This window comes from Halobacillus sp. H74 (assembly GCF_052246715.1).
GTDB classification, from domain to species: domain Bacteria; phylum Bacillota; class Bacilli; order Bacillales; family Halobacillaceae; genus Halobacillus; species Halobacillus litoralis_A.
Map to the genome: position 1 here is coordinate 1 of NZ_JBQQCI010000006.1, position 23,879 is coordinate 23,879.

The 23,879-nt window shown below is 40.6% G+C and carries 21 protein-coding genes, 16 tRNA genes, 2 rRNA genes and 1 riboswitch; of the genes, 33 read left to right on the plus strand and 6 right to left on the minus strand.

Features of this window, described 5'->3' with window-relative positions; all coding sequences use genetic code 11:
• The 18 genes from ACTWPX_RS13955 to ACTWPX_RS14040 form a co-directional block, all read left to right on the plus strand.
• A 23S ribosomal RNA gene (locus ACTWPX_RS13955) occupies positions 1-87 on the plus strand; the annotation flags it as partial.
• A gap of 156 nt (positions 88-243) precedes the next feature.
• Positions 244-357 (plus strand): 5S ribosomal RNA (gene rrf, locus ACTWPX_RS13960).
• A gap of 12 nt (positions 358-369) precedes the next feature.
• Positions 370-444 (plus strand) — tRNA-Asn (locus ACTWPX_RS13965).
• A gap of 4 nt (positions 445-448) precedes the next feature.
• Positions 449-541 (plus strand) — tRNA-Ser (locus tag ACTWPX_RS13970).
• Positions 542-562: 21 nt separating this feature from the next.
• Positions 563-637 (plus strand) — tRNA-Glu (locus ACTWPX_RS13975).
• Between the two features lie 6 nt (positions 638-643).
• Positions 644-719: transfer RNA gene (locus ACTWPX_RS13980), tRNA-Val, on the plus strand.
• A 196-nt stretch (positions 720-915) separates the two neighbouring features.
• Positions 916-992, plus strand: a tRNA-Met gene (locus ACTWPX_RS13985).
• A 4-nt stretch (positions 993-996) separates the two neighbouring features.
• Positions 997-1,073, plus strand: a tRNA-Asp gene (locus tag ACTWPX_RS13990).
• Between the two features lie 40 nt (positions 1,074-1,113).
• Positions 1,114-1,189 (plus strand) — tRNA-Phe (locus tag ACTWPX_RS13995).
• A gap of 7 nt (positions 1,190-1,196) precedes the next feature.
• Positions 1,197-1,272, plus strand: a tRNA-Thr gene (locus tag ACTWPX_RS14000).
• 19 nt (positions 1,273-1,291) lie between these two features.
• Positions 1,292-1,377, plus strand: a tRNA-Tyr gene (locus ACTWPX_RS14005).
• A 19-nt stretch (positions 1,378-1,396) separates the two neighbouring features.
• Positions 1,397-1,467 (plus strand) — tRNA-Trp (locus ACTWPX_RS14010).
• A gap of 13 nt (positions 1,468-1,480) precedes the next feature.
• Positions 1,481-1,556, plus strand: a tRNA-His gene (locus ACTWPX_RS14015).
• Between the two features lie 27 nt (positions 1,557-1,583).
• Positions 1,584-1,658, plus strand: a tRNA-Gln gene (locus ACTWPX_RS14020).
• An 8-nt stretch (positions 1,659-1,666) separates the two neighbouring features.
• A tRNA-Gly gene (locus ACTWPX_RS14025) sits at positions 1,667-1,738 on the plus strand.
• 60 nt (positions 1,739-1,798) lie between these two features.
• Positions 1,799-1,872: transfer RNA gene (locus ACTWPX_RS14030), tRNA-Cys, on the plus strand.
• A 9-nt stretch (positions 1,873-1,881) separates the two neighbouring features.
• A tRNA-Leu gene (locus tag ACTWPX_RS14035) sits at positions 1,882-1,963 on the plus strand.
• 197 nt (positions 1,964-2,160) lie between these two features.
• Entirely contained in the window at positions 2,161-3,129 is a 969-nt protein-coding gene (locus tag ACTWPX_RS14040; RefSeq protein ID WP_443120285.1) for a tyrosine-type recombinase/integrase, read from the plus strand.
• Between the two features lie 394 nt (positions 3,130-3,523).
• Here ACTWPX_RS14040 and ACTWPX_RS14045 read toward each other — a convergent pair whose 3' ends face one another.
• Positions 3,524-3,928, minus strand: a complete 405-nt coding sequence (locus tag ACTWPX_RS14045; protein WP_443120286.1) for a hypothetical protein — start codon at positions 3,926-3,928, stop codon at positions 3,524-3,526.
• Positions 3,929-4,167: 239 nt separating this feature from the next.
• Between ACTWPX_RS14045 and ACTWPX_RS14050 the strand changes: the two genes are divergently transcribed.
• The 5 genes from ACTWPX_RS14050 (at position 4,168) to ACTWPX_RS14070 (ending at position 7,820) form a co-directional block, all read left to right on the plus strand.
• Positions 4,168-4,752, plus strand: a complete 585-nt coding sequence (locus tag ACTWPX_RS14050) for a recombinase family protein (protein ID WP_443120287.1) — start codon at positions 4,168-4,170, stop codon at positions 4,750-4,752.
• A gap of 1,137 nt (positions 4,753-5,889) precedes the next feature.
• The gene (locus ACTWPX_RS14055; RefSeq protein WP_443120288.1) at positions 5,890-6,096 is read left to right on the plus strand and encodes a helix-turn-helix domain-containing protein; all 207 of its coding nucleotides are present in this window, start codon (positions 5,890-5,892) and stop codon (positions 6,094-6,096) included.
• A gap of 19 nt (positions 6,097-6,115) precedes the next feature.
• Entirely contained in the window at positions 6,116-6,604 is a 489-nt protein-coding gene (locus tag ACTWPX_RS14060) for a hypothetical protein (RefSeq protein WP_443120289.1), read from the plus strand.
• Positions 6,598-6,981, plus strand: a complete 384-nt coding sequence (locus ACTWPX_RS14065; RefSeq protein WP_443120290.1) for a cysteine-rich VLP protein — start codon at positions 6,598-6,600, stop codon at positions 6,979-6,981. Before ACTWPX_RS14060 ends, ACTWPX_RS14065 begins: the two co-directional genes overlap by 7 nt.
• A 140-nt stretch (positions 6,982-7,121) precedes the next feature.
• Positions 7,122-7,820, plus strand: a complete 699-nt coding sequence (locus ACTWPX_RS14070) for a hypothetical protein (RefSeq protein WP_443120291.1) — start codon at positions 7,122-7,124, stop codon at positions 7,818-7,820.
• 85 nt (positions 7,821-7,905) lie between these two features.
• On the opposite strand, the gene ACTWPX_RS14075 is transcribed toward ACTWPX_RS14070, so the two are convergent.
• Complete coding sequence (locus tag ACTWPX_RS14075) at positions 7,906-9,012, minus strand: hypothetical protein (RefSeq protein ID WP_443120292.1); 1,107 nt, start codon at positions 9,010-9,012, stop codon at positions 7,906-7,908.
• 520 nt (positions 9,013-9,532) lie between these two features.
• Here ACTWPX_RS14075 and ACTWPX_RS14080 point away from each other — a divergent pair.
• On the plus strand, positions 9,533-10,504 hold the full coding sequence (locus tag ACTWPX_RS14080) for a tyrosine-type recombinase/integrase (protein WP_443120293.1): 972 nt from the start codon (positions 9,533-9,535) through the stop codon (positions 10,502-10,504).
• Between the two features lie 704 nt (positions 10,505-11,208).
• On the opposite strand, the gene ACTWPX_RS14085 is transcribed toward ACTWPX_RS14080, so the two are convergent.
• Entirely contained in the window at positions 11,209-11,823 is a 615-nt protein-coding gene (locus ACTWPX_RS14085; protein WP_443120294.1) for a DUF4352 domain-containing protein, read from the minus strand.
• Between the two features lie 460 nt (positions 11,824-12,283).
• On the opposite strand from ACTWPX_RS14085, the gene ACTWPX_RS14090 reads away from it, so the two are divergent.
• On the plus strand, positions 12,284-12,646 hold the full coding sequence (locus ACTWPX_RS14090; protein ID WP_443120295.1) for a phage integrase N-terminal SAM-like domain-containing protein: 363 nt from the start codon (positions 12,284-12,286) through the stop codon (positions 12,644-12,646).
• 524 nt (positions 12,647-13,170) lie between these two features.
• Here ACTWPX_RS14090 and ACTWPX_RS14095 read toward each other — a convergent pair.
• Positions 13,171-13,338 carry a YfhE family protein gene (locus ACTWPX_RS14095; protein ID WP_128523888.1) on the minus strand — a complete coding sequence of 56 codons (168 nt, stop codon included), beginning with the start codon at positions 13,336-13,338 and terminating at the stop codon, positions 13,171-13,173.
• 363 nt (positions 13,339-13,701) lie between these two features.
• Here ACTWPX_RS14095 and ACTWPX_RS14100 point away from each other — a divergent pair, with 363 nt between their 5' ends.
• Entirely contained in the window at positions 13,702-14,223 is a 522-nt protein-coding gene (locus tag ACTWPX_RS14100; protein WP_128523886.1) for a DUF6241 domain-containing protein, read from the plus strand.
• Positions 14,224-14,394: 171 nt separating this feature from the next.
• On the plus strand, positions 14,395-14,826 hold the full coding sequence (locus ACTWPX_RS14105) for a DUF559 domain-containing protein (protein ID WP_443120296.1): 432 nt from the start codon (positions 14,395-14,397) through the stop codon (positions 14,824-14,826).
• Between the two features lie 103 nt (positions 14,827-14,929).
• Here the strand turns inward: ACTWPX_RS14105 and ade are convergent, their stop codons facing one another.
• On the minus strand, positions 14,930-16,669 hold the full coding sequence (ade, locus tag ACTWPX_RS14110; RefSeq protein ID WP_443120297.1) for an adenine deaminase: 1,740 nt from the start codon (positions 16,667-16,669) through the stop codon (positions 14,930-14,932).
• Between the two features lie 83 nt (positions 16,670-16,752).
• Positions 16,753-16,854, minus strand: a riboswitch (purine riboswitch).
• A gap of 515 nt (positions 16,855-17,369) precedes the next feature.
• Here ade and ACTWPX_RS14115 point away from each other — a divergent pair.
• The 4 genes from ACTWPX_RS14115 (at position 17,370) to ACTWPX_RS14130 (ending at position 21,120) form a co-directional block, all read left to right on the plus strand.
• Positions 17,370-18,542: a TraB/GumN family protein gene (locus ACTWPX_RS14115; protein WP_443120298.1), complete on the plus strand. Its 1,173-nt coding sequence runs from the start codon at positions 17,370-17,372 to the stop codon at positions 18,540-18,542.
• A gap of 196 nt (positions 18,543-18,738) precedes the next feature.
• Positions 18,739-19,263 (plus strand): hypothetical protein, encoded by a 525-nt coding sequence (locus ACTWPX_RS14120; protein WP_443120299.1) that lies wholly within the window; start codon positions 18,739-18,741, stop codon positions 19,261-19,263.
• A 210-nt stretch (positions 19,264-19,473) separates the two neighbouring features.
• A complete protein-coding gene (locus tag ACTWPX_RS14125) occupies positions 19,474-19,926 on the plus strand; it encodes a hypothetical protein (RefSeq protein WP_443120300.1) in 453 nt (150 codons plus the stop codon).
• Between the two features lie 273 nt (positions 19,927-20,199).
• Positions 20,200-21,120 (plus strand): DMT family transporter, encoded by a 921-nt coding sequence (locus ACTWPX_RS14130; protein WP_443120301.1) that lies wholly within the window; start codon positions 20,200-20,202, stop codon positions 21,118-21,120.
• 317 nt (positions 21,121-21,437) lie between these two features.
• Here ACTWPX_RS14130 and ACTWPX_RS14135 read toward each other — a convergent pair whose 3' ends face one another.
• Positions 21,438-21,626, minus strand: coding sequence for a hypothetical protein (locus ACTWPX_RS14135; RefSeq protein ID WP_443120302.1), 189 nt, complete (start codon positions 21,624-21,626; stop codon positions 21,438-21,440).
• A gap of 322 nt (positions 21,627-21,948) precedes the next feature.
• Here ACTWPX_RS14135 and ACTWPX_RS14140 point away from each other — a divergent pair.
• A tRNA-Gly gene (locus tag ACTWPX_RS14140) sits at positions 21,949-22,022 on the plus strand.
• A gap of 141 nt (positions 22,023-22,163) precedes the next feature.
• Positions 22,164-23,873 (plus strand): ABC-ATPase domain-containing protein, encoded by a 1,710-nt coding sequence (locus ACTWPX_RS14145; RefSeq protein WP_443120303.1) that lies wholly within the window; start codon positions 22,164-22,166, stop codon positions 23,871-23,873.
• Positions 23,874-23,879 lie beyond the last annotated feature (6 nt).

Genomic DNA, 23,879 nt, shown 5'->3' on the forward strand with positions numbered 1-23,879 from the left:
TCAGAGACGATGAGGTTGATAGGTCCGAGGTGGAAGCGTGGTGACACGTGGAGCTGACGGATACTAATGGATCGATGACTTATCTATAGATATTTCGTTCGTGAAAAGTCGATGGTACGTTCGATGACGATGTTTCCCTATCCAGTTTTGAGGGTTTTCAAAAAAACTTGAAATATCCCTTGATTTTTCCTCTGCAGGGCAATATAATATATCTTGTCCCTGAAAAACAGAGATACTTAGAGATCTGGTGGTGAAGGCGAAGAGGTCACACCTGTTCCCATGCCGAACACAGCAGTTAAGCTCTTCAGCGCCGATGGTAGTCGGGTCGATCCCCGTGAGAGTAGGACGCTGCCAGGTTTCTAGAATTATTCCAACGTAGCTCAGTGGTAGAGCAATCGGCTGTTAACCGATCGGTCGTAGGTTCGAATCCTACCGTTGGAGCCATAATGGAGAGCTGTCCGAGTTGGCCGAAGGAGCACGATTGGAATTCGTGTAAACCGTTACCACGGTTTCGAGGGTTCGAATCCCTCGCTCTCCGCCATTAAGTTCATTATTAACGATTGGCCCGTTGGTCAAGTGGTTAAGACACCGCCCTTTCACGGCGGTAACACGGGTTCGAATCCCGTACGGGTCACCACTATATGGAGGATTAGCTCAGCTGGGAGAGCACTTGCCTTACAAGCAAGGGGTCGCAGGTTCGAGCCCTGCATCCTCCACCATTAAGTTCTTCATAATATAATAAATGCTGGGCAAAAGCATTTACATTATCGCGGGGTAGAGCAAAACCGTAAACGTCTTGAATAGACTTCAACGTAGGTTTTGTGAGGAGCGTAAACTTCACCGAATTCCCTTGCAACGTGACGAACAGTCAAAATTCAATCTTATGGGAACTATAAAAATGATTTCCCACATTATCGCGGGGTAGAGCAGTCTGGTAGCTCGTCGGGCTCATAACCCGGAGGTCACAGGTTCAAATCCTGTCCCCGCAACCAAAATGGTCCGGTAGTTCAGTTGGTTAGAATGCCTGCCTGTCACGCAGGAGGTCGCGGGTTCGAGTCCCGTCCGGACCGCCATTTCTCAATACATATTTAGATCATATCCATTACATAGTTTGGCTCGGTAGCTCAGTCGGTAGAGCAACGGACTGAAAATCCGTGTGTCGGCGGTTCGATTCCGTCCCGAGCCACCATTTACAAGCCGGCCTAGCTCAACTGGTAGAGCAACTGATTTGTAATCAGTAGGTTGGGGGTTCAAGTCCTCTGGCCGGCACCATTAGAAATTTCATCAGCGTGGAGGGATAGCGAAGTTGGCCAAACGCGGCGGACTGTAAATCCGCTCCCATCGGGTTCGTAGGTTCGAGTCCTACTCCCTCCACCATTTATTTTCTCAATCAAATAGGGGTATAGTTTAATGGTAAAACTACGGTCTCCAAAACCGTCAATGTGGGTTCGATTCCTACTACCCCTGCTTTCTTATTATGGCGGTTGTGGCGAAGTGGTTAACGCACCGGATTGTGGTTCCGGCATTCGTGGGTTCGATTCCCATCAGCCGCCCCATTCAATACATTAATTAAAGACCTATATTGGGCCATAGCCAAGCGGTAAGGCAACGGTTTTTGGTACCGTCATGCGCTGGTTCGAATCCAGCTGGCCCAGCCACTATTTACGCGGGAGTAGTTCAGTGGTAGAACACCACCTTGCCAAGGTGGGGGTCGCGGGTTCGAATCCCGTCTCCCGCTCTAAACATTCACATTTTCTTTAAAACGTGAATATGATACAATCGTAATTGAACTTGATTTGGCGGCATAGCCAAGCGGTAAGGCAGAGGACTGCAACTCCTTTATCACCGGTTCGATTCCGGTTGCCGCCTCCAAAGACATATGCCGGTGTGGCGGAATTGGCAGACGCGCACGACTCAAAATCGTGTTCCTCACGGAGTGCCGGTTCGACCCCGGCCACCGGTACTAAAAGAAAACCTAAGAACGTTGATATAGCGCTGATTCCTTCGAAAGAGGGGACGGCGCTATTTCTGTTTTTAGCGAGAATATGGACGATTTACCATCGAAAGAATCGTACGCACTATTTTAACGAACCGTTTTCGGGTAATGCGCACTACCTTTAACGCATCTAACGGTAAAACATTATCGTTGGAGGTATGAAAATGGCACGTCGAAGTAATAAATTACAAGCGAAAGATTTAACACCTAAAAAGCAAGCGCCTATATTTGGAGCAGAGGATTTTGACTCTGCGCTACATCTTTTTCTACGAGATTGTAAAATTCGGAATCTAAGCGATCACACCTTAAAGTATTATCGTAATGAACTTATAGGTTTTCGAAATCTCCTAGAAGCACAAAAGATCAGTACCAACCCAGATAAGGTGACACTCTCTATAATAAAGGAGAATGTTATTCTTTATATGATGGAAGTACTAAAGAGAAAGGACGTAACTATAAATTCAAAGCTAAGAGCTATACGTTCATTTTATAACTTCCTACATCGAGAATCGTATATTATTAATAACCCAGTTGAGACACTCTCGCTAATTAAGCAAAAGAAAACGATTATTGATACGTTTAGTAGAGATCAAATTCGCTTGCTACTCGCCCAACCTGATCAAACAACATTCACAGGAATGCGAGATTATACGATACTTCTTTTTCTTCTTGAAACTGGTGTAAGAGCACGAGAGCTTGTCTCTGTAAAAACTGACGATATTAATTGGCAGGACAACGTTATAAAGATAGATGGTAAGGGATATAAGGAAAGACATGTACCTATTCAAAGTTTAATGAAAAAGCAACTTCGAAAGTATGTAACTATACGAGGTCATTTAGAAAATGATTCTCTCTTTGTTACGATAGACAATACCCCACTTACGAAAAGGCAGCTTCAAAATAGAATTGCCATGTTCGGAAGGAAAGCGAAAATCGAAGGGGTGCGTTGTAGTCCGCATACATTCCGGCATACTTTCGCAAAGATGTCTGTCCAAAATGGGGCCGATGTTTTTCATTTACAAGCAGTGTTAGGACACACAAGCCTAGATATGGTCCGTAATTATGTAAATCTATTTAGTCGGGATGTTTTTGAAAGCCATCGAAAGTTCTCTCCGGTAGAGAAATTGTTGTGAACCAAAGTAGTCGGGTATCTTAAAGGTGCTCGACTTTTTTATGGAAAGGAATCTTATTCATGTGTGGAAACAACTTATTTTTCGCAAAGTATAGGGGGAGGGGAGTTTAAATATTGATATGAGAGTAATTGTTGTTGCTTATATACAAATATATCTGGTTCACATCTGTTTACCTTTTGTGGATTTCGGATTCATGCTTTAACAGAATCGGTATAAGGTTTTATATCTTCATCCGCATGTAGGAGATAGTGGAGAGAGTGTTTTAAACTCAGGGGGTTATTAAAGAATAAAAAAAGCCCCCTCGCTGAGTAGTATTTGCGAAGGGAAAACGTGAGATGTACGAGCACGTTAGGATACTGAAATTATATCATATGTAATCGATTGAATTAAGTATTTAGTAGGTTACTTTGCAGCTTCCTCTATTCAATGTTAAAGGTTTATCGTATGCTATCATATGTTTATTATAGTAAGGGTCTAATTTTCCTATAAAAAACATCTCTAACTCATTAGGTCGTTCTGTAATTCTAATTTCCACTTTTTCCACTTCGTCTATATACGAAGTATTGTTCATGTGTTGGTACATCCTTTTACGAATACATTTTGTGCTCCCAACATATAAAGGTACATCATATTTTCCGTAGAAGATATAACAAGCTTTTATTCCAAATTTAAATTCCCGTACTTTAAATGGTAGTTCTTTACCTGTGTTTAACCCCGAAGTATCTATATCCATTAGATTTTGCCACTTTTTTGGGTTTTTTCGATAGCCTCTCGGGTTGCTAAACCACTCAAATGCCATTTATAAGCCTCCTTTAAAAGCTCTTATTTTTATCGGCAAACATTGTAATTTATTGTACCTCAATTAAACGATAGTTCAAAATGTACCCGTTAGAGTACACTGATACGGTAACGTTTTATCATAAAACGGAAAAGGCGATAATAGCAAGGGTTTGAGGCTCTTTCTTATGTTACCGTTTGACTGTTACCGTAAATGTTTGTATATTTAAGCCATCGAAACAGTAACGGAGGCGGCAAATTATGAGAACAATCGCATACATACGAGTATCATCCGAGAGTCAAAACGTAGCTCGACAAAAGAAAGCGCTCAAGGCGGAAGGTTGCGAAGTCTTTTACGAAGAGAAGGTATCTGGAAAGAATACCGATCGACCGCAGCTTTTGAAGATGATCGAGGACCTCAATGAAGGGGATGTCGTAATAGTACACGAAATATCAAGACTTTCCCGATCTGTAAAGGACTTACTCGATATCGTCGAAAGCATCAAAGAAAAGGGTGCGAGTCTTAAATCGTTATGTGAAGCATGGCTTGATACTACCGAAGATAACCCGATGAATGAATTCCTATTGAATATTTTCGGTAGTCTTGCTCAACTTGAGAGAGGTCTTACACTTAAACGTCAACGTGAAGGCATAGAGATTGCGAAGCAGGAAGGCAAGTATCAAGGCCGCAAAACCGAAGTTTCTCTTAACGGTAAAAAGGCTGATAAGGCTGCGCAAGCAATAGAATGGCATAAGGAAGGGAAGTCGGTACGTTACATTTGTAAGACGCTATCCATCGGTACAGGTACGTTATATAGACTACTTGAGCGAGAGGGCTTACGGTAATAAGCGAATACTTACGACATGATAGGCGATAGGGTTGCGCCCCTTGTCGTCTTTTTTTATGATGACATATCGGGTTGGCATAATCTTACAGGTTCATTCCGCATACCGCAGCATATCCCTCGTTATATCCAACTACTTCAACGAATAATAGGCTCATGGAGGGTCGCATGTAGGCTCGTAGGTAGGCCGACAATATTGCGACATCAACGGCCGATGTCTCGGAGCTCTTTTCTCGGGAAGTAAACGAGAAAACTTTCGAGTATTTTTTTATGCGATCTTCTTTCTTTGCTTCATTGATTTTCAGATGAAAGTAATCGTTAAATCGAAAGGACTTTGTCAAAGTGATTCTACGCTAATTATAAGCGTTAAAAAGGCCGAGAGTGGAAGGGTAAACCTTCTCTAATTAATAACTCTAAGCCTAATCGTCTTCACATGAGATATGACTCCAATCCCCCCAAAGCCCCTATATGACCAATGCTACAACTCGCCCCCACAGATTGCGTACAATATTTCAGACTCGAGCCTTAACTATACTACTTTAGAAACTAAATTACCCCCTCTTTAATTTGTAAAGACCTCCTATTAAGAAAATAAAGTACACCTCTTTAAGAAATAAAGGTTACTAAGATTTATCTATTAAGATTTACATATTAAGATTTACATACTAATTACACAACGTATTCTTCGAATACTCGTGTTACGCATCAGGATATAAATGCTTATAAATAGTGAAGGTCAAAGCTAAAGAGAAAGAAAAAGTTCGCAAATAACTGCACTAAGCAATACAAAAATGAAGGTCTCGGCCGTCTTTAGTTATAGAGGAGGTAATAGGTATAACTCGAGATACCCCTTACTTCCCCTTCATTACTCCAAAAGGAAAAAGGCGAGGACACTATACGAATGATCTTCCTCCTTGAAAGAGAGTTCGTTCTCGTCTTTTTCTAATAATCGAATAAAAGGTATTTACCATTTTTATAATGTGGTGCGGTGCGCTTACTAGATTGGGGCGAGGTTCTGGTCGTCCTCGTCCGACATACTGTTGGAGCTACGAATATTTGTGGCTCCTTTTCTTTTTGCGAAGTATGTGCGGTAAACGACCAAATAAGAAAAGGGAGGCGTTAAACCCTGAATAGATACATGATCAAACTCATTCGATCTCATTACGGAGAAACGCAGAGGATGTTCGCTAAACGCTTAGGAATATCGACTTCGTATCTTGAAAAGCTTGAAATCGGAAGTAGAATCGTCAGTGAAAATGTAGAGGCGAGAATCCTGGCAAGATGCGATCTAACAAGCCAAAGAATTCAAGACCTAAAAGCTTATTCAAAAGTAATCGAAGCCTAGAGAGGAGTATAAGAACAGTATGTCAATTAAAGCAAAAAACGACCCTTCCAATGTAGTAAACAAACAGGCTCTAAGAGATGGAGCTACGTTTACTCCGCAATTACGTGGACTAAACAAGTACCTATTCATCGATGGATTCTCGAAGACTACACTTAGCGTGTATAACGAGATTGTCTACCTATACAATGTGAAAAAGGGAGTAGCATTTCCAAGCTACAATTACTTCGGTAAAGAGTTAAACATAACTTCGGCAACAGTATCAACTGCCATTAAAAAACTAGTCGAGGTAAATCTAGTAGAAAAGATCGGGGAGAAAGGGCAGCGGAATCTGTATCTTCCTTATTATCCGTTAGACGAAGATGAGTTCAAAAGAGTATTTCCTATTGCGTCAAATAAACGTGAAACGACTGTAGCGAAATCGAAGAGAAAAAGTAACTCGGATAAGGAGCGATTAGAAGAGTACCAAAGGAAGATCGGGAATGCTAATAAGGAGGAATTACGATGCTAGATCGGACTATACATGCAAATGTAAAACAACTCGTCAAACGTAGATGTGCAAGCTACTCGAATGGTAGATGTCTACTTTATGACACATCATGCGACTATGAGAGCCGATTCGGCCATGCCGTCTCATGCGATTATTTCGAGAAGAGCGTCTTACCGAATGATGAAGTTCTCGAAGCAAGATACAAGAAAGCTCATGGCATAAACTATCAAGACGATCTGGAAGAGGCGAAGAACATTCGTAAGTGTACGGATTGTTCCGAGGCATTCATGCGTAAGAGCAATCGGCAAACTCGATGTACCGAATGCCAACGAAATGCCAACCGAAAAGCGAAAGCTGAGAGAATGCGAAAGTATCGAGATAAAGCGAGTAATATGTAGACAGTATAGGGAACCGCAAATCGCTCTATGTCAAGGCTTAGGTGCTTTATAAATGAAGGTGGAGACCTATAACACTCTGAAAGCCGAAAAAGGCATTCAAAAGTGTCTACAAATAAAAACAAAGGGAGAGGCGATCAATTATGAAAGACAAACTACAACGAGCTCAAGCGCTTATGCAAGGGAACACTATGTTATTTAAGGAAGTAATCGATGAATACAGAGAAAAGAAATCCGAAATCAATCGAAATAACGAGCTATCCGCAGCAGGAAAAGAAAAGGAGCTTCAATGTCTTTCGAAGGAATACGAGAAGAAATCGATGGAGCTTGCGAAGAAGCTTAAACAAGAGCGGAATGAGCTCGCATCAGAGGCGAAAAAGGAAGCGGAGAAGGTCCTTACCTCGAAACTTCCGAGTGTAAATGAACAGAAGCGTAAGTTATTCTCGCAGCAAGTGGACGATCTGGAAGCCCGAGTATTATTTGCGACATCTTCTGATAACGCAAAATCTGCTCTAAAGGAGCTCGCAGCAATAGCCGATGAGCCTGCTCTTGCTCATGAAGTGAAACCGAAAGTCATGCAGCTATCGCAGAGTATTTTCGGAACGATCACGGACTCCACCGAATCAATAACGACACGCAAAGAGCTCGGCCAAGTGTACGAGGAGCTTTCATCAAGAGCCATGCCGAAAGGAAGCCAGGAGGCTCACGAAACTATCGAAATATCTAACGCGTTAATAAGCTCCGGTCTGGTAGGGACGGCCGTAAGAAATGCTTTGCGTGAAGTAAGCGTAATGACATCGAGTATGATTGATCAGCCCGAGGAGTATTTCGGGAGGTCGTAAGATGAGAACCCCCTAGGAGGTTTTTGTAATCCAACTCCTTATTAACAAAAAAAGGGACACTACTTTGTAGCGTCCCAATTACCTTTTATAGAATCTCAGAAAATTTGTTGTTAATTAACTTGATAAATTCTTCAGAGTTAATCAATGCTTCCTCTGTTTCTTTTCTATCTACATTCTCTTTTTCATGGACTATTTTGTTTCGTTTACTAGATAGTCCTTTTATTTTTTCAATAAGGTCTTTTTCTGCTTCATTAAAACTGTTAATAATCAAAAATATTTCTACATCTAGCAAATAACTGATGGTCAAATTCTTCTTGTGATTTTTTAGTTTGGTATTAGATAATTCAAGGGCTTTTTTCTTGTAATCCCAAACTTTCTGCATTATAAAACTCTCAACTGCAAAGAATACATCTAGGAATGCATACTTGTAGTTATTTCTTACATACAATTCTTCTGCTGCTTTGCCTATCATTGCACTAGTATCGTCAACGAAATCATTTTCTTCGATCCTATGGTTTATTATGCGGGAAATCTCTTCTGTACTCTCTTCATTTAAAAAGACATCTGATACTTTTGGAGTTGCTTTAATTCCGATTGGCAAAGGTCTCATTTCATGATAACCATCAAGTACTTCAGAAAAAGTTTTATCTTTTTCATCATCAGTGTATGCTCTAACTGCTTTAGATAGTATCATATCTCTATCATTGAGGTCGTTTACTTTTCTAATATCTGATTGCTTCACTACATCCTTGTAAAGTAACAAAAATTCATCAAGTACATTCTCCAATAAATCGTAATTAGGTGAAGTCTTATCTTCCTCAATGTTATTAGATTCCTGTATAAGAATAATTTCAGTGTAAAATTCGTTTGAGAATACTCTTGAATTGCTGACTTCATCGGTCCCAGTAAAGTCTAAGACCTTAAAAGAATTTTCTCCAATTTGTTGTACGAAGTGATGACTATCAATAGGAGCAACTTCTGAAGACATTTTAGAAGATAAATTATTTGCATAATTAGGGTCTTCATGAATTTCCAATTCATTATTGAAATCCAATATTTGAAGAGCATTTACATGTCTGCTTACTAATACACCATATGAACCTTCTTCAGTCTTCATTTCAAAGACCTGACCTTTGTTGAGGTTAATTATTGCAGGATACATAATTATGTTGTAAACAAGTCCTTTTCCCATAGATACCCTCCTAGATAAGTAATTAAGGAACCCTTAAGATGGATTAAAATGTAAAACATTCAACTCTATCGTACCATATTAAAAAGTTTATTGTGAATATTCGTAATATCACTTAGACTATCGGTTGACAATTATAAGTGTAATGTATACGATGATTATTACCGTTTAGATGCGTATAATATAGAAGTACACGACTAAACCACCCGATTGATTCCTCGAAAGAGCTCGGGTCGTACGAACCGTTACGGATAATACGCACTACACTACGTTAAAATGTGGCGTTATAACAACAGTTATAGGTTTTGAATACGAAATAGGCTCGTGAAGCCGACTCAAAATCGTGTTCCTCACGGAGTGCCGGTTCGACCCCGGCCACCGGTACTAAAAGAACGCATATTGGCGGTATCTAGCGATGACTAGGTACCGCCTTTTTTGCGTTTAATATGGCGTAAAATGGTCGTGTTACCTATTCGTAAAAGATCGCTTTCCTTTAATGACGAAGGAGGGCGGTCTTTTTTCTATGTCTAGACGGAGGAATAATCTAATCGGACGCGAACTTGACGTAATCGAGAAGACGGTGAAGCAACGGCCTATGACGTTTGATGATGCGCTGGGTCTCTTTATTAAGGATGCTGAACGGAAGGCATTGCGAGAATTTACGATTATTTATTATCGCCGAGAGTGTAACGATTTCCGCCGATACCTTTTACGCGAGGACAAGCTTAACAATATCGACCAGGTCGTGCGCGATGATATAGATACGTACATCGACGATATGAAAGGTAACCGCAAGTTGAAGGACGGAACAATCAATACGAAACTACGAGCGATCCGTACGCTTTTCAACTTCTTATACAACGGTAAGTATATCGCTAACAATCCGATGGAGAGGTATCCATTATTACGTGAGAGGAAAGGGAACGTCGAAACATTCTCGATGAAACAACTCCGGCAATTACTCAATGCTCCGGACAGGCGTACTTTTATCGGCCAAAGAGACTTAACGTATATGTTGCTTTGCGTCGAGACAGGTATACGTCTGAATGAAGCTGCGGGATTGCTTGTTGAGGATGTAAAGTTGGCGGAAGGCTCGATATTCATACGGCAGACGAAGAACCATTTCCACCGTTATGTACCTATCCAATCGAAGATGAAAGAGCAATTACGAAGGTATCTAACATTGAGGGGTACGTGTGAAACCGATCAGTTATTTATAACTCTAGATGAGACTGCTTTAAAAAGGGCAGCCATGCAGAAGATAGTTGCTCATTATGGTAAGAAGGCTGGAATTAAAGGGGTAAGGTGCTCGCCTCATACTTTGAGACATACGTTTGCGAAGTTATCAGTTATGAATGGAGCAGGTATATTCGAATTGCAGAAGATCCTTGGTCATTCTTCTATGGAGATGGTGAGGGTTTATGTAAATCTCTTTAGTAATGAGGTATCGGAAAAGCATAAATCATTTTCACCGCTAAAGAACTTGGACATTTAGACAAATAAAAAAGGGCGCAACCGCCGAACAGATGGACTTGCCACCTGCTGACGATATGCACCGTTAGCCTAAGCCAAGCATATCGAAAAATTAACAGTTTGTCAAATTCGGCAAGTCTGTCCATTTAACGGAACATACGTTCGGTTACTGTGCCCTCTTAACGGAGGAGAAACGATATGCTACAAGCAACTGAAGCGACCTATGAGCGTTTATCTACGTTTGAATCGGTCGAAGAATTTAAACGAAGCTGTCCGCAAGCATAAGAGCACGTACGACCTATCCGCAACTGAAACGGCTATCCTCGACGTACTAGCACGCCATAGCTGCGTACATAAAGGCGTCAGCTTCTTATCGAAGTCACAGACGAGTAATTCCGTGGTTATCTTGGCGTTTGAACCGCCTGTCACGCCGGACATGTCACACCAAAAAGCGCAAAAACCTTTTAAAACAACTAATACATATAAAGAGACGGGGGATCAATCGGAGAAACATCCGGCAAGCTTACGAGAGGTACCGGGAGTTAGCTCCTTTAATCAAAGCGCAGTTTTCGAAGCCTCCGGTTGTCGTATGGTACACGGTGAGTTACGAGAGGAAACGCAGGTTAAAGCAGCTTTGCGAGGAATACGGAGTAAAGGCGAAGGTATATACGAAAGAGTGAAACGGGGGAACGAAAAAAGCGGGCTTCGCGGCCCGCCGTATTATTCTTATTGAAGTTCGATAGTTTCTGAAACAGTTCCAAAAATACCCTCTTGTGCTAATAAACTAAGGCTGTCAGAATCTGCAACTTCAGGGGCCACGTCGAACGCGATGTTACCTGAGATTTCTGAACCTGGGTTAAGTTGTTCTAGGAAGAAAGAGTTTTGAATCGATCCATCTTCGCCTTGGTTAGCTGAAGTGCTAGCCATAGAGTCTGTTTCAAACGTCTTTTCGTCTTGTTTTAGCTTAAAGTACGATCCATCGACGGTAACAGCTTCATTTCCGTTGTTTTTGACGGTGACATTAAGAACAACGTATTTCCCGTTAGCCGTTGTAGGCGCAACACTTGGACCCACTTCTTTAGCCGTAGACTTTTCGTTAATAGTATACGTCATGGCTCCGACTTCTACGGTGTCGCCCATACTGTACGTAGTTTCTTCCTCCGTACTTTCTGCATCGGCGCCTTCTGAACTTTCGGAGTCACCTTCGGCTTCTACGCTTGCGGGTTCGGCGTCGTTGCTATCCGCAGTATTATCGCCCTCGTCAATGAAAGATACGATTGCTACACCGAGTACCATAATGGCTAGAAACGCAAACAGTGCTAATTTGAGTAATTTTTTCATACTTCAACCTCCTTATGTATTGGAATATATTTCATATAATATAGGTTGAAGGGTATCATTACTATGCTTTTGACAAAAGAACCCTTATTTCGAGACGAAAAGCGTCTTAGAGCGAATTAATTACAAAGAGGCGGTGGACAGTCCATTTCGTTTCGTCTGAGGGCGATATTTTTGCTTGCATAACCCGTCCATCTGACGTATGATTATCGGTAAGGAAAGCTGGTCGTGCGCTATCATGTCCGGCTAATGTGCGTCAAAATGTGCGGTGTTACCTTCGGAGGGATTAACGCGGTTATGTAACGACTCAAAATCGTGTTCCTCACGGAGTGCCGGTTCGACCCCGGCCACCGGTACTAAAAATGTAACAGAGAGAAGACTTCAACAGTAATGTTGGAGTCTTTTTTTTATTTGTTTTTACACGACAAAAATAACCCAAAATCGTGTGCATAGGAGGTATGTTGTGAAGAGACGAAAGGAATTATCAGAAGAAGATTTGGATCTGATCAGGAATAAGGTTACTGAAGATGAGGCACTAGAAAAACTCTTTAAAGACTGTTGTCTACGTAATTTAAGACCGGCAGCAATCGAATACTACATGAATGAATTTTACGCTACTAAAAAGATGTTGAAAAAAGATCTCGTTGATATTAAACAGGAAGATATTGAAGAGTTCATAGTAAGAAGTAAAACGCAAATAAGTATTACAACAATCAACACTCGTTTACGTGCATTAAGAGCATTCTATAATTACTTAAAAAAGAACAAATTAATCTCTACTAATCCTATGAAGAACATAAAGCTGCTTCGAGACAGGCAAAAATAATTGAATAATGGAAAAATAAGGAAATTAAGAAAATACCTAATACGTTCTACTAGACCGTTAGATTTTAACAGGTAGGTATATCGAACGCAATCCTATGTATAAGTACCTGTTATTGAAGGACTACAAGGCAGGGATGGAGAAGTTTAACTTGTCACAGGTAACGGTATTGGCGTATAAGGGGGTGGACATGTGGATGCTATCATTCTTTTGACGAAGGACGGAAAGACCATGCCACAGACTGCCTGACAGAAGATAGTCGCACATAAGGGTGGGTCAAGTTAAGAATTAAAGACGTGAGGAGTAGTGCGCATACTCTACACGTAGTAAGTCGGAGGTGATCCACGCTCTATATAATTTTACTGAAGCTGAAGTTGTGGTTGTGAAACGTTAGTTGGAGTAGTTTGATAAGTTCGGAAAGAAACCTTATGTACAGAAGATTCGAAGGAAAAGTGCTCCAGGACGTAAAAACTTCGTAAATAACAAGTAAAGAAAAAAAGCAGCTAAGAAAGCTGCTTTAAGATGATCTATCTTTTTAAGTTAGGATTTTCATTTTTTGCATCTTTCACTTTAGGTTTTCGATATCCACCAGCAATATCTGCTTGTTTAAATTCTTTTGCATAATTAACTTCCTGAGCGTCTGATGGTTCTTCCCCACTTCCTCCTATAGGTTGGTACTGTGAATTTTTGGACATAGTGCTCATCCTTTCTATTGGAATCGGGTTATATTCACAATTTACCCTTTGTACCAAAGTGATAAACATGAGCTTTTGGGAAGATCCTGGATTTTTAAAAAGAGCTCACGATTCACATGGTGAGGGGGGATTGTACGATCTTAGCCGGACTTCTTCTATCCCTTTGCGGTGAAGAACATCACTTAACTAAACGGATGGTCTTCAGTCGGGGGGAGGCAACGACTTCAAATTTTTATTTGGTTATGCTCGCAGACTATTACGAAGAAATACGGAGGCAACAAAGGAGTTTGCATTCAAAACCCTAAAAATTTCCTTTATACTATTTATAAAGGCTACAGGACAGAAGAAGGGTGTGATGAGGGGTTGAATAAATACAAGTGGTTTATTGGGGTTTTTGGCAGTTTGGCTATTGTCCTTGGTGGTATCTTTCTCTTTCTGCTTGTAACGGATATTAAGGATCAACAGCAAGAAGCAGAGAACAGGGAAAAGGCGCAAAAAGAATTTGAAGAGCAGGTAGATTCAATTGAGGTGGAAGCAGTTGACGCAGACAACCTTCCTACTGAGTCATTCTTTCAGGATATGATACATAAAATGTCGCACCAAAAAGTTGAATCAAATGAAAAGTGGGCGGGTCATTTGCGTATTACACCTGATCGAATCGCAGAAATGCAGGCGGTCTTACTGAAAATAGAAGGAACATCGAAGGAATACGAGAATTATGATTTTTATGAAAAAACTTTGACCTCATGGGGACGTGGTGATTTCGAGAATGCCGTTGAAGTACACAATACCATTTGGCAATGGAAAGGGGGTAACGTTGGGAGAGCTACTGGGCTTTTGAATGCAGAGGAAGAACAAGAATATATTAAGAGGTATTTTGATTAATCTAGGTCGGCGTTAGGCCGCCCTTTTTTTATTTGACCAAATAAAAAGCTCATGTGATTCAGTCCTTTCTGTGTTTGAATTTATTGAAAAGGAAGAATTAGACCTTGTTTGGTCATAATCGTATGAATAGAATAGGGTGGTTGTTGGATAGAATGATAGTGGGTGATTATTATGAATATAACAATGTTCATTGAGTATTCAGCTTTTATGTCGTTGCTTATTCTGTCCATTGTATTAACGTTACGAGTAAGGAAGGACGATGATGAATCGGTTGGTGAAGACCATGAACAATTCAATTCAACACTTGAAAAGAAACTTTATGATGGATTACTTTCTTATGGTCTGCGCCCCAGTCTTCATTATCAAATTGGTAAGTACAGTATTGATATAGCTTTTCCTTCAGTTAAGATCGCTGTTGAAGCCATCGAACAGGATTTCCTCAACTCTTCTGACGAGATGGATGATGAATGGGAAAAGGAAGTGTATCTGAAGAATCATGGATGGACGGTTTTGCGTTTCAGTGGAGCACGTATAGATGAAGACTTATCAAGGGTCGTTGAAAAGATCAGCCGAGAGCTGACGAATAAGTCGAATTCAAGCTGATACTAGTTAGGGTATAAAAGAGGTCAGGCAAGCGCCTGATCTCTTTTACTGTCCAGAATAACTGTCTGTGACATCTTGTGAGATGGTTATTAACTATACCAGATTATAAAGAAACCTTTATATGCTTTGAATTTTCTACATCGAATAAACCTTTGTCAGTTATTTTCAAGGAAGGTATGACTGGCAATGTCATGAAGGACAAGGTTAAAAAAGGATTGAATTGTCCTCTGAATCCTTGTTTGTAGAGTGTTTCATGGATATGTTTCAAGCCTGCATCCACTTGTTCCGTTTTTCGGTCTGACATCAAGCCGGCGATGGGAAGCGGGAGAGAGGAAAGCAGGGTGCTGTTTTCAGTATTCGCTAATCCTCCTCCCATCTCTTCTAAGTGGTCGATTGCTTTCAGAATATCATCGTCATTCGTCCCTACTGCTACAATGTTATGCGAGTCATGAGCAATCGTTGTGGCGATGGCTCCTTTTTGAAGTCCGGTCCCTTTGATAATTCCAAGACCGATATTTCCAGTCTTATGGTGTCTTTCTATAACAGCGATTTTTAATTGGTCATTTCCTACGGAGGGAAGAAAATGACCCTTACACACATTTACTTCTTCTGTGATATGGGTAGTTCTAAGTTGGTTTGGATGCATCTGGATAATGTTTGCTTTACTAGTGGCATTCATCGGGATGGCAAGCGATGCTTTAGTCAACTTCGTGAGGTGGACTGTGCCTTTTATGCTTTCTGGCAATTGGCTGGTTTCAATATCTTCTTCTAAAAATTTCCCATGACGAGCGACTAATCGTCCTTTTTTAAAAACATGGGTGATATCAAGGTCTTTCATATCATCAAAAAGAAGAAAGTCCGCTTCATAGCCGGGAGCAATTGCCCCTTTTTGCTGGAGCCCATAACATTCTGCTGGATTTAGCGTTGCCATTTGAATTGCCATCAACGGGTCAAAACCCTGCTTGACTGCTAAGCGTACATGATGGTCGATACTGCCTTCCTTTATAAGGTCATCAATGTGTTTGTCATCTGTACAGAACAGGCAGCGTCTTAAGTTGTGAGCGTTGACGACAGGGAGTATTGCGTTTAGATCTTTGGCCACAGATCCTTCTCGAATCATTAAATACATCCCGCGTCTTAATCGATGCAATGCTTCCTCTGATGTATTGCATTCATGGTCTGTTTTAACTCCTGCACTCGTATAAACATTAACAGCATTCTCATCTAACCCAGCCAAGTGGCCATCGATTTGTCCACCTTGGGCTCGTGTTTCAACTATTTTTTCAAGAAGAGAGGGACTCGCATTTTTTAGGGAAGGATAATCCATCACTTCGGCCAATCCTAAGACTTGTTCATGAGATAAGAATGGCCGAAGATCTTCAGCGGTAAGTTTCGCTCCTGAATTTTCAAATGGGGTAGCAGGAACGCAGGAAGGTAACATGAAAAGGACATCTAATGGAAGTTTCTTTGAGTTCTCGATCATGAACTCTATGCCGGCTTTACCCAGCACATTTCCTATTTCATGGGGATCAGTAATGACAGTTGTAACCCCATGCGGAAGAACAACTTTGGCAAACTCAGACGGGGGCACCATAGATGATTCAATATGAACGTGCCCATCGATAAAGGAAGGAGCTAAAAACTTGCCCTCAGCATTAAATGTTTCTTTCCCTTCATATTTTCCTAACCCCACGATTCGTCCCCCAGCGATGGCGACATCTGTATGAAGGATTTCCAGGTTGAATACATCAATGACCTTTGCGTTTTTTATGACTAGGTCTGCGGGTAATTCTTTATTAGCTATTTGAATGTTTTTAGTCATGGTTTCTTGATTGACTTTCATGATGTTCCCCCTCCTTTTGATATAAAAAAACCCTAGTTCAGACACTAGGGTTCGACAAAAGAAGGATAGCGACTGCTCATGACACTGCCGCCTATCCCTCTCGTAGTCAAACCATTTACGGTAGTTTGGTAGAAACGTTTGGACCCTATTTCCAAAAATATACGAGTAATTCATTATTCCTATAATTTATAGAGATTTTATCTTTCCTTTACAGGTTTGTCAATGCAACAGAGGTTTTAGAAGGTAAATGCTGATCTTCAACTTCTATTACCGAATATGTTCGTTTGTTTTGTTAAAATCTCATCATGAAATTGAAACTGAAATAATTGTCATTCGTATGGAAGGAGGAGGAGTTTATATGCTTTGGAGGTGTCTGTTATCTTTTTTATTTTTACTCTTCTATTTGGATTATGCATTTTATTTTTCCCCTTACAAGGAATCAAACATTTCAAAACAGAGAAAACAAGTCACAAAGTCATTCGTTTTATTTTCATTGGGCTGGCTCTCGTACTCCTCACAGCGGGTGTGATTGACTTGATCGGTTTTATTAATAACCCGTCGGCTTATTATAATTGAACTTTACTTATTATCAACCACTAACTTTAACTGATCCCACAGGAAAGGATTCTCAAATGATCTATTCTAGTTTAGTATTAGAGGGAGAGTAAAAATTCGTACATAGGATAAAAGGAAGGATTATATGGCTGTCATGGAAGAAAACATTACACGCATTCACATTGATGATAAAGAATACATTCTGATCGGAACGGCTCATGTTTCAAAACAGAGTGCTGAACAGGTTAAAGAGGTAATTGAAAAAGAACAACCGGATTCGGTCTGTGTAGAACTTGATGAACAAAGGTACCAGTCAATTAAGGATGGCGACCGTTGGAAAAATACAGACATTTTTGAAGTGATAAAAAATAAAAAAGCCACGCTCTTACTCGTTAATTTAGCAATTTCATCTTTCCAGAGAAAAATGGCCCAACAATTCGGAATCCAAGCTGGGCAGGAAATGATCCAGGGAATGGACTCAGCAGAGGAGACAGGGGCTGAGCTGGTATTAGCAGACAGAAATATTCAAATTACCTTTTCACGGATTTGGGGAAACATTGGTTTCATTGGGAAAGGGAAGCTTCTTCTATCAATTTTCTATGGGATTTTCAGTAATGACAAAATTTCTGAAGAGGAATTAGAAAAAATGAAGTCCCAGGATATGCTGGACGGTATGCTTCAAGACCTGACGGATAATTTTCCTGCTTTGAAAAAACCGCTTATAGATGAAAGAGATCAATATCTTGCCCAGAAAATCAGAAAAGCGCCAGGTGAAAAAGTGGTGGCAGTACTTGGCGCTGCTCATGTACCAGGTATAAAAGAGGAAATTCATAAAGAGCATGATTTGAAGCAGTTGACTCAACGGCCACCTAAGTCCAAGCTTCCCAAAATTATTGGTTGGTCAATCCCGTTTCTTATCATATCGATCATCCTTTATACGTTTTGGGCTAATCCAGCTGCCGGAACACAACAAACGATCAGCTGGGTTTTATGGAATGGATCATTTTCTGCCATTGGTGCTGCTGCTGCACTGGCGCATCCTTTAGCGGTGGTGACTGCATTTGTTCTTGCCCCAATCACATCATTGAACCCCTTAATAGCAGCAGGTTGGTTTGCGGGAATTGTACAAGCCTATTTCCGCCGGCCGAATGTGGCTGACTTTGAAACACTTTCGGATGATGTGACAAGTGTTAAAGGTTTTTGGAATAATAAAGTAACTCGTATTCTATTGGTGGTCGTACTTGCTAACATAGGAAGTTCACTGGGTACTTTCATTGGTGGAGCTGATGTCATCCGCCTATTCATTGAAAATTTATAGAATGCTTGGCTGCCCACCATCCACTTATAGAAACCATCCAAGAGAGGAGCATTTGCTTCTCTTTTTTTTGCACTTTTATCCAACAATTACGTTTACGGTATTTCCTCGGAATGTTACAATTGTGTTACAAAGAGAATTGTCGAAAAAATCAAATACATAGGGTTAATGGGAAATTTTTTATAGGAAGGGAATGGATATGAGTAAGTTCGTCAAAGGAACATCGATCCTGGGAGTGCTGGCGATCAGTTTTGGTGTGTGGCAACTATCAGAAATAGATGAAAAAGGAACCACTGAAGTAAACGCAATTCAGAATATCGAAAGTCAGGATAATTATGAAACAGTGACGATCGAGCAGGAAGAAACGGCTGGAGTGATAGAACAGAAAGAAGAAATAGTGGATCCACGAACTCTCAGGTCGATACAGGAGAGTGCAAAAGAAAATGCCCAAGTGAAAGATTTGTTCTCTGGTTTAGGTCAAGGGGTCACGGAGGATTTACAATCGATTGAAATGGATACAAAAGAGGAATGGAAAGCTTTAAAAAAAGACAGCCAGGAAAAACAAGATATGATCAAACAACTCCTGGATCTTACAAATGATGAAGAAATCCGGGAACTAGCTAAAACTGCCAGCGGAAAGCTTGCTCTTTCAATTGAAAACAAAAGTATTGAGGTCTATATTGAAACGGTGAATTTATTTAAGTATATCCACGATCGTTTGTAAGGTCATTAATAGTAGGGTCGATTATGATTTTAATGATGCTTTTTGAGAATAATCTCTATTTATACAAGAGTGTGTCGAAACCGTCGAACTTTAGGAGCCCCGCTCCTTATTATTTGTGGTAAAATTTGTTTATTTTTTAGTGGTCTGGTTTGTTTCCTATCGGTATAGGGGAAGAAAAGAGTGAAGATACTTTAAGGAGGTTTTCATTCCATGTCCATCTCTCTCAAAGAAAGGTTAAGTACAGGTGATTTGAACAAACTAAGATCGGCGGCAGTCCTTGAGTTTACGGAAGATTTGTTTGAATCCGACAACTATTGTTCTTTGGAAGTTCTAAGTTCTGGGCAGCAGCAATTGTTCATTGTAAATCGGAATGACCGTACTTTGACCGTTCTCAGCCTCTCACCTGATATGACTTTGAAGAAGGAAACACTTTTCACGGAAAAAATCATTTCGTTGAAGGAGTATTTTGAAGAGTATAGCCTGAAGGAGAACACTCCGCCTCGTAAAATCGAAGTTGTATTTATAGGTGGGCGAACGTTAATGATTGAACCCGGACTCTCAATGGAAGAAGATGAAACCTACAGAAAATCAGATATTACTAGTCAGATTGAAGAAGAGTTTGAGAATTTGATCGCTGCTTTGAAAAACACGGTGGTCTTATAAATGGAAAAAGAGCCGCTTAGGTGGCTCTTTTTTTATCGTCTAATACTTATAATCTCAGCTATGAATATTACTTGCTTCATAAGGCAAAGCCTGCCCCCGCAACGTCTTAAGTCAATCCTCTCTGAGACAAAGAACGTCATTGGCGTTCTTGGCTTCTGCTTGTCGGGTTAAAATGCGGTTATACTTTTGTTCTTGTGTGCACCTCTAAGCTTTCATAGAAGTGAATTCATGTTACATTGGATTAAGAAACATGTGCAGGGGAGGGTGGGGTTTATGTATCCATACATACTTTTGATTTTCGTCGTACTATTTTATGCAGGGAATATTTTAATTGGAAAAGCATTGAATGACTTGCTTCCATTCACCATTGCATTTTTACGTTTGTTTGTTGCATTGATTTTCCTGCTCCCTATCGGTATCCGCAGCGCACGCGAACATAGGGCGACTTTTTGGAACCACCGGCGGCCACTTTTAATCATGACATTAACAGGAGTGGCTTTTTTCAATACGTTTATATACGGAGCATTACAATATACGTCTGCAACTAATGTATCCGTTCTTGAGACCGTCATTCCTGTTTTAACTGTAATTTTAAGTGCGTTTTTATTGAAGGAACGCTTATTGCCACTTCAATGGATCGGAGTGATCATCTCCTTTACCGGTGCCCTTTGGGTGGTTATAGATGGGCGTTTCGGGAACTTAGTTTCGCTGAATTGGAATACAGGGGATATCATTATGATCGGAGCCATTTTATCCTGGGCAGTGTATTCGATCGTTGTGAAACAATCCATCCATCTGTTTCCGCCATTAGGTGCTCTGTTTATGATGACAAGCATTGCTACTCTCGTTTTATTTCCATTCGTCGTTATAGAATGGTGGATGTATGGCGTCCCGTTTTTATGGAAAGTGGACTATATTCTCAGCTTCTTGTATTTAGGAATTTTCCCATCTTTGATTGCTCTCATTTTTTACAATAATGCCGTGGAACAGCTAGGTGCTTCGAAAGCTTCTGTATTTCTAAATTTCCTGCCTGTATTCACCATGGGAGGAGCTTACTTCTGGTTAGGAGAAAAGATCACTCTGATGCAAGTGACGGGAGCGCTATTGGTTATATCCGGAGTCGTGTTGACGACACAAATTGGTAAGAAAAGAAAGAATCATAGAGGCGTGAAAAATAAGGTGAACGAAGCATAAAGTTTTAGATTCAGTGCACAATAAAATATATAATCAAATATCGAAACACCGCTGAACTTTCTTAGCTTTCAACCCACTATCTTCTTTGTGAAGCACTGCCAGGAGACCTCGAAAAATCCTTCTGTGGGGGTGTACGGTATGAGTACAACAGTTCTGTTCGACCTTTTCAAACTCTTCATTGATTCTATTCATTTGCTCGCATTTGTCGTTTTTTCATTGATTTTCGTATTTCAATCCAGAAGGAATTAAAAAGGGGATTGCTATTTCAGTGGTTCCCTTTGGTTAGATGGTGTTAAATAAAGGTCGTTACCATTGAGTTACAGGAAGGATTGGTAGATCCCAGTGGATAATAAGTAAATTGTAATAAGACTCAAGATAACAAGGGTAAGTATAAACTTCTTCTTTGTAAAAGACACTATTAGACCATTGTTCGGGTCGAAAATATAACTCCATACAATAAGTGAAATGATACCGATCATACAAATTCCGAGAAAAAGATTAATCATTAGCTTCTCCCTCCTTCTTATAACATACGTCTACGCTAATTAAAAGTTTCAGCGCTGATCCAAGAGTGAGAGAATATTCGACAAAAAATATCAAAATTTTCATTGCGTCGATAGATTTCGATTGTTATAATGGCAATTGTAATCATGATTATGAACATACATACACGCGGGTGTAGTTTAGTGGTAAAACCTCAGCCACGAGCAAAGCTTCTGCCGAGTAAACTGCGAGTTGCTCCGACGGATATCACTTCCTTGAATAATCGAGTAGAGGAAGGAGCATGACATGATTTTAAGGAAACATGATTAATGAGATTTTATACATGCGGGTGTAGTTTAGTGGTAAAACCTCAGCCTTCCAAGCTGATGATGAGGGTTCGATTCCCTTCACCCGCTCCATTCACTATTGTGATGCATTTATTTTATACTTATGTGAACCAACGCAGTGTTTCGTTAATTGAGTAACGAAGCATTGCGTTTTTTATTGATGAAAATTGGATACACCCTATAGTAGATCGTTTTAACATAGGAGGCCAAAATATGAAGCAGTTACAACAACAATTGAAACAAATTGATGGAAAAAGCTATAAAAGCTATAAACAAATTCAAGGGAAATACTCTTTTCAAACCTATGACTTGTTTATTGATTATGTTCAAGGGGATCCGTTTGCCGCACCTTCGAAGATAAGAGTCCGTATCGACGATCGCCATCGGCCAATAGACAATGACTGGAAAGAAGAACCACGAAGGAAGTATTATGCGGAAGATCGATTGACACGAGCCATTGCTAAAACCATTGCAAAAACACAGACAAGCGTCAAAGGTTCAGGAAAAAGCGGGATGGTCGCCATCGATCGACCTGGGCAGGAGATCCTTGAGCGTACAGCCGTTTCCTTTAATGAAAATGACGTGACGGTTTGTTTGACAGTAGGTTTGCCTGCAAATGGGCGACGTATCAATGGAAAGCAGGCAGAGAAGCTCTTTTTCTCGATTATTCCTGAAATCATGAAGCAGTCTGTTTTCACCATAAAAGATGAAGAGTTGGAAGATGCATGTAAACTAGCAGACCAGCACCAGGCAATACATGATGAAATGAAGAAAAATGGTTGGATTTCCTTTGTTGCAGATGGTTCAGTTTTGCCGCGTGAGAGTGGCATCAGTCAACGGCCGATGAAAGAGGCTGTGGCTTTCAAGAGTCCTGAGGAAAACCGTGTATCATTCTCTATCCCACATCGGGAGGAGCCTATTTCCGGCATGGCTCTGAACAAAGGAATTGTATTGATCGTAGGTGGGGGTTATCATGGTAAAAGTACCCTCTTGAATGCGATGGAGCGTGGGGTGTATCCTCATATCAAAGGGGATGGCAGAGAATATGTCCTCACAGATCCAGAGGCCGTCAAAGTAAGAGCAGAAGATGGCCGGCGTGTGACAACGGTGGATATATCGCCATTCATTAAAAACCTGCCGCACGGGACGGATACGACTACTTTTACAACAGAGAATGCAAGCGGAAGTACTTCGCAAGCAGCAAATGTCATTGAAGCCTTAGAAGCAGGTGCTGATAGTTTGCTGATTGATGAAGATACAAGTGCGACCAATTTCATGATTCGTGATGAGCGGATGCAAGAACTGGTTGTTCAAGAAAAAGAACCGATTACGCCATTCATTGATAAAATCAAACAGATGCGTGATGATCTTAACGTTTCTACCATCCTGGTCATGGGCGGCTCCGGGGATTATTTCAATGTAGCTGACGATGTAATCATGATGGATCAATATATTCCCTATAATGTAACTGAAAAAGCTAAGCAAATCGCGGCACAATATCCGAATGGAAGGACCGCTTCTTCGGAAGAAACATTCGGGGCCCTCCCAGCTCGTTCCTTTTTACCTTCTAGTTTGCAGACACGTAAAGGCAAAAAGGAAAAAGTTCAAGCCAAAGGTCAGAAAAAAATTCTGATGGGTGCTGTAGATATCGATTTAGATGGCGTAGAACAATTGGTAGATACTTCTCAAACTCGTATGATTGCAGATATTGTCATGCATTTAGATAAAAAAGGTGTGCTAAAGCAAGAACGTTCTTTACACGACTTATTAGATGAAATCGACCAGCAATTCAATGAACAGGGTCTTGCTTCATTCGCACCGTTTAAAGATCAGCATCCAGGAGAGCTTGCCAGACCAAGAAGGTTTGAAATTGCAGCAACACTCAACCGGATCCGTACAGCAAAAGTTAAAGACTTAAGATAGAAGGGA

Coding starts and splice junctions, on each gene's coding strand:
- ACTWPX_RS14105 (WP_443120296.1), top strand. CDS start 14,395: ATGAATATAACAATGTTCATTGAGTATTCAGCTTTTATGTCGTTGCTT.
- ACTWPX_RS14040 (WP_443120285.1), top strand. CDS start 2,161: ATGGCACGTCGAAGTAATAAATTACAAGCGAAAGATTTAACACCTAAA.
- ACTWPX_RS14095 (WP_128523888.1), bottom strand. CDS start 13,338: ATGTCCAAAAATTCACAGTACCAACCTATAGGAGGAAGTGGGGAAGAA.
- ACTWPX_RS14125 (WP_443120300.1), top strand. CDS start 19,474: ATGTCCATCTCTCTCAAAGAAAGGTTAAGTACAGGTGATTTGAACAAA.
- ACTWPX_RS14135 (WP_443120302.1), bottom strand. CDS start 21,626: ATGATTAATCTTTTTCTCGGAATTTGTATGATCGGTATCATTTCACTT.
- ACTWPX_RS14065 (WP_443120290.1), top strand. CDS start 6,598: ATGCTAGATCGGACTATACATGCAAATGTAAAACAACTCGTCAAACGT.
- ACTWPX_RS14050 (WP_443120287.1), top strand. CDS start 4,168: ATGAGAACAATCGCATACATACGAGTATCATCCGAGAGTCAAAACGTA.
- ACTWPX_RS14085 (WP_443120294.1), bottom strand. CDS start 11,823: ATGAAAAAATTACTCAAATTAGCACTGTTTGCGTTTCTAGCCATTATG.
- ACTWPX_RS14055 (WP_443120288.1), top strand. CDS start 5,890: ATGATCAAACTCATTCGATCTCATTACGGAGAAACGCAGAGGATGTTC.
- ACTWPX_RS14080 (WP_443120293.1), top strand. CDS start 9,533: ATGTCTAGACGGAGGAATAATCTAATCGGACGCGAACTTGACGTAATC.
- ACTWPX_RS14120 (WP_443120299.1), top strand. CDS start 18,739: ATGAGTAAGTTCGTCAAAGGAACATCGATCCTGGGAGTGCTGGCGATC.
- ACTWPX_RS14045 (WP_443120286.1), bottom strand. CDS start 3,928: ATGGCATTTGAGTGGTTTAGCAACCCGAGAGGCTATCGAAAAAACCCA.
- ACTWPX_RS14075 (WP_443120292.1), bottom strand. CDS start 9,012: ATGGGAAAAGGACTTGTTTACAACATAATTATGTATCCTGCAATAATT.
- ACTWPX_RS14060 (WP_443120289.1), top strand. CDS start 6,116: ATGTCAATTAAAGCAAAAAACGACCCTTCCAATGTAGTAAACAAACAG.
- ACTWPX_RS14145 (WP_443120303.1), top strand. CDS start 22,164: ATGAAGCAGTTACAACAACAATTGAAACAAATTGATGGAAAAAGCTAT.
- ACTWPX_RS14070 (WP_443120291.1), top strand. CDS start 7,122: ATGAAAGACAAACTACAACGAGCTCAAGCGCTTATGCAAGGGAACACT.
- ACTWPX_RS14130 (WP_443120301.1), top strand. CDS start 20,200: ATGTATCCATACATACTTTTGATTTTCGTCGTACTATTTTATGCAGGG.
- ade (WP_443120297.1), bottom strand. CDS start 16,669: ATGAAAGTCAATCAAGAAACCATGACTAAAAACATTCAAATAGCTAAT.
- ACTWPX_RS14115 (WP_443120298.1), top strand. CDS start 17,370: ATGGCTGTCATGGAAGAAAACATTACACGCATTCACATTGATGATAAA.